This is a genomic window from Enterococcus sp. FDAARGOS_375 (assembly GCF_002393265.1).
GTDB classification, from domain to species: Bacteria; Bacillota; Bacilli; order Lactobacillales; family Enterococcaceae; genus Enterococcus_D; species Enterococcus_D innesii.
Window position 1 is genome coordinate 151,755 of record NZ_CP023515.1, and the last position, 13,475, is coordinate 165,229.

8 protein-coding genes and 1 pseudogene are annotated in these 13,475 nt (G+C 44.2%); 2 read left to right on the forward strand and 7 right to left on the reverse strand.

Features of this window, described 5'->3' with window-relative positions; all coding sequences use genetic code 11:
• Nucleotides 1-113 precede the first annotated feature (113 nt).
• The 6 genes and pseudogenes from CO692_RS01735 to CO692_RS01760 form a co-directional block, all read right to left on the reverse strand.
• Complete coding sequence (locus CO692_RS01735; RefSeq protein ID WP_086294957.1) at nt 114-815, reverse strand: response regulator transcription factor; 702 nt, start codon at nt 813-815, stop codon at nt 114-116.
• A gap of 11 nt (nt 816-826) precedes the next feature.
• Nucleotides 827-3,427 carry a sensor histidine kinase gene (locus tag CO692_RS01740; protein ID WP_096741364.1) on the reverse strand — a complete coding sequence of 867 codons (2,601 nt, stop codon included), beginning with the start codon at nt 3,425-3,427 and terminating at the stop codon, nt 827-829.
• A 12-nt stretch (nt 3,428-3,439) separates the two neighbouring features.
• Nucleotides 3,440-3,976, reverse strand: a complete 537-nt coding sequence (locus CO692_RS01745; protein WP_096741365.1) for a potassium-transporting ATPase subunit C — start codon at nt 3,974-3,976, stop codon at nt 3,440-3,442.
• Between the two features lie 41 nt (nt 3,977-4,017).
• Nucleotides 4,018-6,048: a potassium-transporting ATPase subunit KdpB gene (gene kdpB / locus CO692_RS01750; protein ID WP_096741366.1), complete on the reverse strand. Its 2,031-nt coding sequence runs from the start codon at nt 6,046-6,048 to the stop codon at nt 4,018-4,020.
• Between the two features lie 12 nt (nt 6,049-6,060).
• Nucleotides 6,061-7,737, reverse strand: coding sequence for a potassium-transporting ATPase subunit KdpA (gene kdpA / locus CO692_RS01755; protein ID WP_096741367.1), 1,677 nt, complete (start codon nt 7,735-7,737; stop codon nt 6,061-6,063).
• A gap of 272 nt (nt 7,738-8,009) precedes the next feature.
• A pseudogene (locus CO692_RS01760) lies at nt 8,010-9,974 on the reverse strand (bacterial Ig-like domain-containing protein); the annotation flags it as partial.
• A 10-nt stretch (nt 9,975-9,984) separates the two neighbouring features.
• On the opposite strand from CO692_RS01760, the gene CO692_RS01765 reads away from it, so the two are divergent.
• Nucleotides 9,985-10,869: a helix-turn-helix domain-containing protein gene (locus tag CO692_RS01765; RefSeq protein ID WP_096742848.1), complete on the forward strand. Its 885-nt coding sequence runs from the start codon at nt 9,985-9,987 to the stop codon at nt 10,867-10,869.
• A gap of 71 nt (nt 10,870-10,940) precedes the next feature.
• Here the strand turns inward: CO692_RS01765 and CO692_RS01770 are convergent, their stop codons facing one another.
• On the reverse strand, nt 10,941-12,503 hold the full coding sequence (locus CO692_RS01770; protein WP_096741368.1) for a polysaccharide deacetylase family protein: 1,563 nt from the start codon (nt 12,501-12,503) through the stop codon (nt 10,941-10,943).
• A 233-nt stretch (nt 12,504-12,736) separates the two neighbouring features.
• Between CO692_RS01770 and CO692_RS01775 the strand changes: the two genes are divergently transcribed.
• The gene (locus tag CO692_RS01775) at nt 12,737-13,411 is read left to right on the forward strand and encodes a CPBP family intramembrane glutamic endopeptidase (RefSeq protein ID WP_096741369.1); all 675 of its coding nucleotides are present in this window, start codon (nt 12,737-12,739) and stop codon (nt 13,409-13,411) included.
• Nucleotides 13,412-13,475 lie beyond the last annotated feature (64 nt).

Here is a 13,475-nt window from a genome sequence, read left to right on the forward strand (position 1 = left end):
GGATTAGCACTGTCTTATGGTATAAAGCTGTGGATACTATGGTAATTGATGCAATGAAAGTAAATAGCCTCCTCCTAAAGTTTAGGAAGAGGCTATTTACAGTTGAAACGAATTTATTCAGAGAGTTCTGCTGGGTACTCCCGCAAGCGATACCCGACACCGATTTCAGTGATCAAATATTCTGGCTGCAGCGTATTGGTTTCGATTTTTTTGCGAATGTTTGAGATATTGACTCGCAAAGTTTGTGCATCCGCTGCAAAAGGTCCCCAGACTTCGCTGGTGAGCGTATCATAAGTGACGACTTTGCCTAAATTCTTGAACATAACTGCCATGATGCGGTATTCGTTTTTGGTCAAATGGATCTCATTTTGATTCTTGTACAGGATTTTTTTCTCAAAATCGATCGTTAACTCCTTGTTTACAAGAATTGGGCTGCTGCTAAAGGCAGTTGTCTCCTTGTGCCGTAGTGCCGTGCGAATGCGGGCAAATAACTCATTGGTACTGAAGGGCTTCGTTACATAATCATCGGCACCGAGGTCTAATGCTTGCACTTTGTCTTGTTCATCTTTGCGAGCAGAGATCACGATGATCGGTGTGTTCATGCGCTTACGAATGATTTTCAACAGCTCCATGCCGTCAATGTCCGGTAAGCCCAGATCCAGCAAGATGAAGTCGATGGTTTCTTCCTGCAAGAGCATCAATGCCTCCATGCCAGTGCCGACTGACGTAAAATTGTAATGCTCTCTTTGCAAGACGACTTCCATAAAATCAACGATATTCGAATCATCTTCAATCAATAAAAAATGTCGCTGCATGTTCTCCCTCCTTACTGCTTTAAATAAATACGAAAGATCGTACTGCCTGCTTTCGTTTCGATTGCTAATTTGCCTTCATGGGCATGGATGATGGTTTTGACGATACTCAGTCCGATGCCTAATCCATTTTTTGAATCCACCGGCACTTCGGTGTCATTGGTCAAATTCGCTTGGATTTTTTGGTATTGTCCTAAGGGGATCTCCCCTTGGTTTTCGATTTCAATGACCACATCCTGCTCTTGAGAAACTCGCAAGAAAATCGGTGTATCGGCGGTTCCATGGCGAACCCCATTTTCAATCAAATTAAACAAGGCTTGTTCGATCAAGATGGGATCGACTTGGACAAAAATCAGCTGATCAGGCATCTTCACAATGATTTTTAGTTGCGGATAGACTTTTTTTAGGTGTGTCAAAACCGCTTCGATAATTTCCTCGATCGGTTCTTCACTGCGCTTGACCGCCATATTGGTCAAGTTGATGCGGGTCACCGACAATAAGTTTTCAACCATGCGGATCAACCACTGGGATTCACTTTGGATGTCTCCTAGCAGCTTTTGTTTCGTTTCCTTTTTGATCACGCCTTCGGTTTCACTCAATGTTTCGGCAATGCCAGAAATTGTCGTCAAGGGGGTCCGCAAGTCATGGGAGACCGCACGCAACAGATTGCTGCGGACTTTTTCCCGTTCGTTTTCTAATTGGATCTGTTCTTTCTCACTCGCTAATGAGACTTGCTCCAACACGGTCGCGATTTGGGTGATTACAAGGCGCAAGTAATTCAATTGACTATTGGCCAACTGATGCTCCTCGTTGCGTTCTACCCCAAGGGCGCCTAGTGGTTTGCCGTTTAAAACGATCGGCAAGTAGAACCCATTGGCACCAATTAGAGTATCTGTGCCGCGACCGGCTTCTTTTTGATTTTTCACGACCCAAAAAGCGACGGCTTTCTCATCCTTGCCAGTCAGTTGAGACAGTGTTTCTCTTGAAGAATGCAGACTTCTTAAATGGCCTTCTCTGTCATATAACGCCACTTCTCGCTGGAGTAAGCGTGCCAAATAGGTGGTCGTACTTTCATAGATTTCTTGCTCATTCCGCGTTTCCATGTATTGTTTGTTCAGTTCATACAATATCTCCATTTGATGCTCTTTTTCCTTGGCATTTTCTGCTTGGGTCTTCAATCGAACCATCAAGTTACTGATCATCAAGGCAACGATCAGCATGATCACTAATGTGATTGGATAGCCTGCTTTATAGACCGTCAAGGAATACAAAGGTTCGACAAAGAACCAGTTGTAAGAAAGGACACTAATGATCGATGCCATGGCACTCCATAGATAGCCACTCGTGTAACGTGCCACTAAGAGAACAAAAAAGATATAAACCAGCATCAAATTCTGATCGCCGAAATGTAAGTACTGCATGCCTTCTGTCACTATGGTGGCGAGCATGATCAGCCCAAAGGTCAAGGTGAAATCTCGACCACCGCCTTCAAATAATTGCGAAAACGTCAGCCGTGGTCGCTGCATTTTTTCTTTAAAAGGAATCAAATGGATCTCAATATCATCAAGGCGCCGAATCAAGCGGTCTTCTAAATCCTCGACAAACAATTTTTGGAACCACTTCTGAGAAACCTGTTTCCCCATGATAATGTCACTGGCACCCGTCATTTTGGCATACTCTACGATGGTCTCAAAACTGTCATCCGCTTCGATGTTGATGACTTCTGCTCCCAAACGCTCTGCCAATGGCACCTCGGTAGGTGTATCATCTAACGATCGAACTTGGATAACCGTCCATTCGGCACCCACTCCTTGGGCTAAGCGGGCGGTCCAACGAATGCATTTCTCTGCCATTTTCGGCAAGCGATCATCAATGATCGTCAAAAGCTTGCTTTGAACTCGTTTTCGACCGCCGTTCATTTGATTGATATGATTGGAAGCTTTTTGGATCGCTAATCCCCGCAGGTGATCAAGTTTTTCTGGTGTAAAAAAGTTTTTTAGCGCTCGTTTGGCATTTTCATCAGCATAGATTTTTCCTTGTTCCAATCGATCGATCAGTTCGTCTGGTTCAACATCCACTACCCGCAAGCTGGCGTGCTGGAAAAAGGTGTCGGGGACTGTTTCTCTGACTTCCACTTCCGTGACCTTTTCCACGATATCATTGAGACTTTCGATATGTTGGACATTGATGGTCGTGTAGACGGTGATTCCTGCATTCAATAATTCATCGACATCTTGGTAACGTTTTTTGTTTCGCGCACCAATGGGATTGGTATGTGCCAACTCATCGATCAAGACGATATCTGGTTTTAGTTGGATCAGTCGATCGATATCTGGCTCATAAAGGGTCAATTGCTTGTGCTGGTATTGCTTTAATGGTACTTGTGGTAACCCTTCAAGCAATCGATTGGTATCGGGACGTTTGTGGGGTTCGATATAGCCGATCACCACATTTTTGCCCATGAGCAAACACTCATGGGCTTCGGTTAACATCGTATAGGTTTTTCCGACACCGGCAGCAAAACCGAAAAACACCCGTAGTTTGCCACGTTTAGGTCCAAAGCCTGCTTGCAGCAGCATCTCTTCTGGAATCGTCTGCTGGTTGTTTTCACTCATAGATGCTTCCCCCTATTCCTCGGGTAATTGATCGAGCTGCTGATTCAAGGTCATGATATTGACGTATTCTCTGTTGGAGAACAAATCAGCTACTTTATTCCTGTTTATTATATCATGAATTGTTTGTTCATCGATGCCTCTTGTGTCAGCGATCCGCGGTAGTTGAAAAAGTGCCGCTTCGACACTGATATCAGGATCGACCCCACTACCCGAAGCGGTCACGAGATCGATCGGCACACTGGTTTGGGTGGGGTTTTCTGCCAGCAACGTCGCTGTCCGCTCAGCTACAGTCTTTTTTTGGGTCGTATCATAGGGCGACAATTGTGAAACGGTTTGATCACGCCCTTGGAAGTAACCTGCTTGGTCAAAGGGTTGCGCAAGCAGCTCAGACCCTTTGACCGCTCCGTCTTCCACGATTTGACTGCCGTTGGCTTGATGGGCAAAAAAGACTTGTCCGACACCAGTGACCAACAATGTATAGAGACCGCCAAATAACACGGTACTAACTAGTAAAAATTTGATACTGGCAAAGAGGGTGTTCTTCATCATGTTTTCCTCCTAAATGACTCCTTGACTCTGATGGATTTTTCTTATAGCAGAACAGCTGACAAAAGCAAATCTACTAGCTTGATGCAAATGAATGGTGCGATGATGCCGCCTAGTCCGTAGACGACCAGATTGTGCCGCAGCATTTGGCTGGCTGGTTTTTCTTGGTATTTGACCCCTTTCAACGCCAAAGGGATCAAGGCGATGATCACGACTGCATTGTAGATGACTGCGGACAAAATCGCCGTTAAGGGACTACCAAGATTCATGATATTCAGCGCTGCGAGTTCTGGATAAATCGCATAAAACAGAACAGGAATCACTGCGAAATATTTGGCGATATCATTTGCGATACTAAAGGTCGTCAAAGCCCCACGGGTCATCAGCAGCTGTTTACCAATTTGGACTACTTGCAGTAATTTGGTCGGGCTGGAATCAAGATCGATCATATTGCCCGCTTCTTTGGCTGCTTGCGTACCGGTATTCATCGCCATTGCCACATCGGCTTGGGCGAGTGCGGGTGCATCGTTGGTTCCATCCCCCGTCATCGCCACCAAATGCCCTTTTTCCTGATATTCGCGAATCAGGTTCATTTTGTTTTCTGGTGTTGCTTCGGCTAAGAAATCATCGACGCCCGCTTCGGCGGCAATAGCAGCTGCCGTCAAGGGGTTGTCCCCAGTGATCATGATCGTCTTGATGCCCATCTTGCGCATGTCGGCAAATTTTTCTTTGACGCCGTTTTTCACGATGTCTTTTAAATAAACGACTCCGAGTACTTGGCCATTTTTTACTACGACCAATGGGGTTCCACCAGCTTTAGCGACTTTTTCTACGATCTCGTCACACGCAGTGGGATAGGTCTGCCCTTTTGCCGTCACATATTGCTTGATCGTATCAGCAGCTCCTTTACGGATCTCATCGCCACGATAATCGATCCCAGACATCCGGGTTTTGGCACTAAAATCGATCCAGTGGACATCGGCTTGCTGAAATTCCCGTTCCCGAATATTGAAGGCTTCTTTGGCTAAAATCACGATACTGCGGCCTTCCGCCGTTTCATCGGCAAAAGATGCCAACTGCGCTGCATCTGCTAACTCTTTGGCGGTGACTCCCGGTACCGGCAAGAACTCGCTGGCACGGCGATTTCCCAAAGTAATGGTTCCTGTTTTATCCAGCAGCAAAACATCCACATCTCCTGCTGCTTCAATTGCGCGGCCACTCATGGCGATGACATTTTCTTTAGTCAAACGACTCATTCCAGCGATCCCAATTGAGGAAATCAAGGCGCCGATCGTGGTTGGTGCAAGACAAATCAGTAAAGCGATCACGATCACACTGGAAATCGCCGTTCCCCGACCAGATAACTGACTGCTAAAATCGGTAAAGGGAATCAATGTGATGGAAACAGCCAAGAAGATGATGGTCAGTGTCACTAAGAACAGCTGCAGGCCAATCTCATTGGGTGTTTTTTTCCGCTGCGTCCCTTCCACCATCGCAATCATCTTATCTAAAAAAGAATGACCATTTTCAGCGGTCACTTTGATGACCAAGTAATCAGAAACGACTAGGGTTCCTCCCGTGACTGCACTACGGTCGCCACCAGACTCACGAATGACAGGTGCTGATTCTCCTGTGATGGCACTTTCGTCCACCGAAGCAGCACCTTCCACGACATCCCCATCGGCAGGAATTTGTTCGCCAGATGGAACATAAACCAAGTCGCCTTTTTTCAAATCGGAGGAACGGACTTCGATAAAAGCCTCTTTGGCGACATCTTCCAAGGACATGACTTTGTAGGTCATGATGTCTTTTTTTGCTTGCTTCAAACTATCCGCTTGTGCTTTGCCGCGCCCTTCTGCCACTGCTTCGGCAAAATTGGCAAACAATATAGTCAACCATAAGAAGACGGTCACACTGATGCTAAACCACAACGGGACCGTTTGTTCTTGAAAACATAAAATCGTTGTCAAGATCGCCCCTAAGTAGACCACAAACATCACGGGGTTTTTGATTTGTTGGCGAGGGTCCAATTTCTTAAAGGATTCGCCGATCGCCCATTGATAGATTTTTTTCATTTTTTTTCTCTCCTATTTCGTTGTAAAAAAGTCTGCGATTGGTCCTAAAGCCATCGCTGGTAAAAAGCTCAGTGCACCGATCACGATGATCACAATGATCAGCATCGTGACAAAGACTGGACTCGTGGTTGACAAGGTTCCTTCATTACGAACGGTTTTCTTTTTGGCCCCCATGTTTTCTGCGAGATACAAAATGGCTGCGATGGGAACGAAACGTGAAACGAACATCAAGATACTACCCAAACTATTTAGGAAAACAGTATCTGCGGTCAAGCCGCCAAAGGCACTCCCGTTGTTGTTGCTGAAGGAAGTTGCTGCATACAACAGTTCGCTAAAGCCATGGGCGCCTTGGTTGGTTAGCCAGCTCATGATGTCAGGATGTAAGGTCATCAACATAGCCCCGAAAAGCGTCAGTAGCAATGGCGTCAAAATAACGATACTCGTCATTTTAATGTCAAAGGCTTCGATTTTTTTGCCGATATATTCTGGTGTTCGTCCCACGAGTAAACCAGCGATAAAGACCGTCAATAATAGAAAAGCGATCATGCCATAAAGTCCGCTACCAACACCGCCAAAGATGATTTCCCCCAGCTGCATCAAGAACATCGGGATTGCACCCCCGAGTGGTGTGAAACTATCCAGCATGGCATTGATTGATCCACTGGAAGCAGCGGTGGTACTCACTGCCCAGAGACTCGACCAACCGATACCAAAACGTACTTCTTTGCCTTCTAAATTGGCATTCCCAAGCACTTGACTGAACTGCGGTCCATAAGCTTCACTGATCACTACGCCAATAAAAGCCAGGATCAAAAAGACGGTTGCGGTGATCAAGATCGTACGTCCTTGTTTCCACTCTTTGATCCAAAAGCCAAAGGCAAAAATCAAAGCAGCTGGCAGCAACAAGATCGCTAAGTTTTCTAAAAAATTACTGAGCAGCGTTGGGTTTTCAAATGGGTGGGCAGCGTTGGCACCAAAAAAACCGCCGCCGTTGGTCCCTAATTGCTTGATGGCGATTTGACTCGCTACTGGTCCGAGCGCCATCCAAAAGGATTCCCCTTCAAATCCATTGACTCCCACGCCACTGCTCAACGTTTGGACAACGCCTTGAGACAGGAGCAAGATCGCTAACATCAATGAAAGTGGTAAAAGAATATAGAGCAAAGAACGGGTGATGTCTTGCCAAAAATTTCCTACCGTTCGTTTTTGTTTTTGTTGCAGCCCACGAATCATGGCACACAGTACGGCTAGTCCGACTGCCGCAGATAAGAAATTTTGCACCGTTAATCCTAATGCTTGGGAAAGATTGGTCAGTGCTTCTTCCCCAGCGTAAGCTTGCCAGTTCGTGTTCGTCACAAAACTGACGGCTGTGTTCAATGCTAAGTCAAAGGACATATTCTCAACGGCTGCCCCTTGCGGTAACCAGTGCTGGACCATCAATAATCCGATCAAGCCGATGATGGAAAAGACACTGACGGCCAAGACTGAGAATAGATAGGTTTTGGCGGTCATTTCTTTTTTGCTGACTGAACCAATCACTCGATAGGTCAACCGTTCAATCGGTTGAATAAAGCGGACAAACCGCGGTGTTTTTCCTTGCATGATTTCTTTGATATACCAGCCCAAAGGAACCGCTGCTGCTAGTAAGATCAGTAAAAATAAAAAACCTTGCACAAAATAGCTACTCATTGTTCTCCCCCCTCAAACAAATACCAAAAGAGATAGATCATTACGATCACTCCGATTATTCCTAAAACAAGATTCATATTCTTCACTCCTTCATGACGTAAGCATACGCAAAAAGAAATAAAAATAGTGTAAATCTTCTGCTAGAGTCTTTATATCTTCTTTATACGTCTGCTTATCAGACAAGAAAACCGCAATACTGCAGGTTTTTTTTAGAAAACAAACTAAAAACAGCGGATATCCTTAACGATATCCGCTGTTATAGTCATTGAGACTTATTTCGTTTTTCTGCTTTTGTTCGTGTGTTTTTTACGAAAGAAGAAGATCCCCGCTAGTGCCACAAGGCTCACTCCTGCAATCGAATAGCCTTGAGTGATGGCTGTACCGGTCTTTGGTAACACCCGTTTGTCCTTTGCGGTCGCTTTGCTTTGTTTGCCAGGCTGACCTGCATCCGTTGGTTTTTCTTGCCCTTTGTTAGAATCATCTTTCTCTGGTTGCTGATCTTCCTCCTCTGGATCCTCTGCTTTTTCAATGACTTTAATCGTCGCTGTGGCGGTGACTGCTTCTTGTGAGTCAGTACCAAATAAGCGTGCGAAAAAGTTAGGAGTTGCTGCTTCATCAGTTACGATTGAATAGTTGACTTGATAGGTGCCCGTTTTCTTCGTATCAACCGAACCGTCCACCAGCAGTTGCTCCAATGCGAGTGACTTACCGTCACGATCTGTAGCGGAGACAAAATTGTCGGCAGCTGTCCAGTTGTCACCGACATAAATCACGCTATCTTTCACGGTCACAGAGGTTTGATCTGCCAACACGGTGATCGTGGCAGTTGCTTCGGCTTTGCCGTTGCGGTAGATTACTTGGTATTTTCCAGGCACATCAGTATTGACTGTACCGCTAGTCAATACTTGATCATAATCGACTGCTTGTCCGCTTTTATCTGTTGCCGAGACAAAATTATCGACGGCTTGCCACTTCTCTCCTTCATAGATCGTACTATCTTTTGCTACGACCGTTTCTTCGTGAGCAACCACAGTGATTGTCGCTATGTCGCTGACTTTTCCATTCGTATAAGTGACTTCGTATGTGCCTTCTTGATTGGTATCGACAGTACCAGTAACGATCACTCCTGATAATTCAACCGTTGCTCCCGTTTTGTCCGTGGCTGAGACAAAGTTGTCGGCAGCTTCCCAATCGTCGCCGACATACAGAGTACTGTCTTTGGCTTTGACTCTCGTTTGATCAGCTAACACGGTGATCGTGGCAGTCGCTTCGGCTTTGCCATTGCGATAAATCACTTCATATCTGCCTGCTTTAGAGGTGTCAACTGCGCCATCAACGGTTACTTCTGTTAGCGGCAATGCCTTGCCGTCTTTGTCTGTTGCGGAAAGAAAATTATCCGCGGCTTCCCATGAGTCACCTACATACAACGTACTATCTTTAGCTGCCACCGTTTCTTGGTTCGCAACAACCGTGATCGTAGCAATAGCTTCCATTTTACCATTGCTATAAGTAACTTTGTACTGACCTTCTTTGCTCGTATCAACTGAGCCACTAACCGTCACTCCTGAAAATGGAACATTCGATCCTGTTTTGTCCGTTGCCGAAACAAAGTTATCAACCGCATGCCAGTCATCCCCAACATATAAGGTACTGTCTTTGGCTTTGACACTCGTTTGATCTGCCAATACAGTGATTGTCGCTGTTGCTTCAGCTTTGCCATTGCGATAAATTACTTCATATTTCCCTGATGTGGTGTTGTCAACTGTACCTACTGTTGTGATATCAGCCAGTTTTACTTCGTTGCCGTCTTTGTCTGTTGCCGACACGAAGTTGTCGGCGACTTGCCAGTCATCGCCTTCATAAATCGTACTATCTTTGGTGACTACCGTTTCTTGGTTGGCAACAACCGTAATCGTCGCCCTTGCTTTTACTTTTCCGTTTTGATAAACCACTGGATATTCGCCTGCTTTGGAGGTATCGACTGAACCACTAACCATCACTCCTGAAAATGGTAGGTTTGATCCGGTCTTGTCCGTTGCGGAAACAAAGTTGTCGGCGGCTTCCCATTCATCACCGACATATAAAGTACTGTCTTTAGCTTGAACGCTCGTTTGATCAGCTAACACAGTGATCGTCGCTTTCGCCTCAGCTTTACCATTGCGATAAATGACTTGGTATTCTCCTGGTACTTTCGTATCAACGTCACCACTGGTGGTAAGATCTGCCAACGAGAGCGGAGGCTTTCTTATGTATGGCGAAACGATCAGACAAATCCGATTGAAAAAAGGCTTCACCCAAAAAGAAGTCTATGGCACGATTATTTCAAAATCCTATGCCATCGAATTTGAAAAAGGCAAGCATCAGATTGCTGCCAACCTGCTGTTGCAAATCTTAGAAAATCTCTCAATGAATATCGATGAATTTCTCTATATCGCGAATGGCTATCGTCTGGATGAGCAAAATAGCTATAATCATCGGTACAATCAGTATTCAAACAAACACGATCTGCCAAATTTACAAAAGCTATTACAGGAACTGCAGCAAACCACTAGCAGACTAAACAATGTCCGTATTGCAGAGGTTCGCTCGCGAATTCGCATGCTGCAATGCTTGGCAGAGCATGGCGTCTATCGGAAAAGAGCTGTTTTGGAATGTGATCGTCAAACGATTATTTCCTATCTCATTGATGTTGAAAGCTGGACGTTGCAAGAAATCCAGTTATTCGCCAACACCATCGACCTTTTGGACAACGAGTATAATTTCCTCTTTTTCAAAAAAGTATCCAAGATGCTCGAGTACTACATCGATATGGAAAAAGGTCGGGAAATCTATTGCGCGCTACTGATCAATTTGATTGAATACACATTAAAACACCAGCAATACGATGCAACGGAAGTTCTCGTTATCCAATTGAAACTTTTGGCGACAGACTACAAAGAGTTTTTTCACCAAACCGTCTGCAAATTTTTCCAAGGCGTGTTGCTCTTAAGAACCGGCGATCAAAAAGCGGGGCAAACGATAACCACAAAGATGCTAGCTCTCATGCGAGAACTGGATCAAGAAGCCCTTGCCGATGACTTTGCTTTACTGCTGGATGAAGACTACCTCCAGCTATTTGCCTCAGACGAGTGATAACGCGGCAACTGCAGTGTTCATTTAATAAAAAAGGAAGTGATAGCGATCATCACTTCCTTTTTTAGCTATTAGCTGACGCTACGTTCATCTGTTTCACCAAAATATTGATACATTGGTTTTTGTTTACTATTTAACAACTGATCCGCCGTCACAAATTCATAGCCTTGCGCTTTCAGCGTTTGGATAATACCTGGTACAGCTTGAACGGATTTCGGATGAATATCATGAAGCAAAATAATCGATCCATCGTAGACATTGTTTTGTACGACCTTTAGAATCTTATTCGGATCTTTTAGCTTCCAATCCTCGGTATCGACACTCCATTGAATGATCGCTTTTCCTGCTGCTTGGGCGCTTTGTTGGTCGATCGCTCCATATGGTGGACGCAAATTCTTAGGTAAAACCCCTGTTGCCTGATAGATCGCTTTGTCGGTCTTCGTTATTTCCGCTTTGACATCCTCCGGCGACAACGTATTTAATTGCGGGTGTGAATACGAGTGACTGGCAATTTCATGCCCTTCTTCATGGACTTTTTTCGATACTTCAGGATAGCGATCCACCATTTGTCCTAATTCAAAAAACGTTGCCTTCACATTATTGTCTTTCAAGATTTTTAAGAGATCCAATGTCGAGGTATCGTTTGGTCCATCATCAAAAGTCAATGCAACAAATTTTTTGTTTTCGTCCAATGTCGATTGTTGCTCTTTCAATTGATCCGCATTAACAAGTTCCGGATCAATAAACGGTGCAATCTCTTTGTACGCCAACGTGATCTCAGATACGCCAGTTTGATTTTGGGGTAACTGGATCGTTACTTTTTCAGGATCATACGTAAATTTCGACTCATAGGTGATTCGATCCATCGCCAAGACCGCATCAATGACTTTATCTGGTTCCTTGGCTTGGTCTAAAATCTTTTGCTGAATGACTTGCTGGATCCCTAGCAAGCTTCCCTCGTCTGGAACCAAGTCTTTCAAGGATAATTCATTGCCGGTTTTCTCGGAAATAAAAATTGGATCGGCAACCACGCTATCCGCATCTTCAAAGCGACCAGTTTCCCGATTCCAAACATAGCTGTCCGCTTTTAAAGAATAGGTTGACACTTTCGATGCGACTGCTTGTGCTTCAATCCTAGCAATGGTGACTGTCTCTTTGTCGGTGTGTTTTTTGCATAATTTGTTCGCCATGTTCGACAATTTCTTGCTTGCATCCTTGACAGGGATCGCATTCTCCTCTTTTGGTCGGAAAATCAATTCTTTTTTGTCTCCATCAGACAATGTTTCAAGTTTTGCTGGAATTCCCTCTTTGACCTGCTCTTCTTGAATCGATGCCAATAACTTTTCAGCAGCAGCCTCATATTTTTCCCTTGCCAAGGCTTCTTGCTGCTTCAACGTAAAGGCGATATAACCGCCAGTGGCGATAATGACAACTGTCAGCAGCGTCATCAAAGAAAAGAGATACTTGCGATGGGTTGGCTTCTTTTTAGAAACTTGACGATTGGTGGTTTGCGTGCGTCTTGCCGTTCCCGTTGTTTGCTTTTGATGTGATTCGACCCTTGAAAAAGGTGCTTGTTTTTCAGACGTCGCTTCTTTATGTTGTGAATTATTTGAATAATTGCTTGATTTCTTCATAAATATTCTCCCTAAACATAATAACGTAAACAAAATGTAACATAAGCGTAATAATATTTCAACAGTGTTACAGAGATTCTTATAAACTTCTCTTTTTGTTCACCATTTTTGAGAATTGTTCTTAGAAATCTTTTATTATGATACTAATAAAATCAAGCCTGTCAGTCATGATATCGTATTCACTCCTTTTTATTTTCGTTTAAAAATAATGAGAGATATCTTTTTGTACTTTGATGTTTTTTCTGTTTATAATTCAGCGTGTGGCAATTACTTTAAAGGATGTGTTCAAAATGAAACACAAGTCAGCAATGTATTTATTTATACTCACATTAGTCATCGGTTTAACCTATCAAATGCTTCCCTATACACCCCTAAGCGATTCCGTTTTATCCATTGTTGGTACTGTATGGAATGTGATTTTGGCATTTGGTGCAGGGTACTTCCTCTTACGAAGGACCTTTTTGGAACAATTCAAGCATTTTCGTTTCGTCGTTTTATTATGGGGTGTCCCTCTCGTCATTTTGACTGGCGTGTTCTTTTCCTTTATTTATGCCGCTATTTTTGGACAACCCACAACAAACTCGATCAGCGAGACTATCACCGTCCAAATGGTCTTTTTACAAGTTCCCTTCATGCTTATGGGGGAAGAATTGCTTAGCACCAATCTCTTGTTGGCTTTACAGAAAAAAGGGCTCTCTTTTGTCTGGTCTTCCATCATTTGTAGTGTGCTATTCGCTTTGTGGCACATCCCAGCGTATGGTTTTCATCCAATCCAATTATTGTTCACCTTGATGCCTGCCAGATTGGCACTCAACTACGTTTGGAAAAAATCCAATAGCGTATGGGTCAGCTGGATCTGCCATTTTCTTTATGATTCCCTGGGATTCATTTCATTTTTAGGTAAATAAGCAACAAAAAGGACAGCTGAATCGCAGCTGTCCTTTTTTTAGTCAGTAACGCCTTTCCCCGATG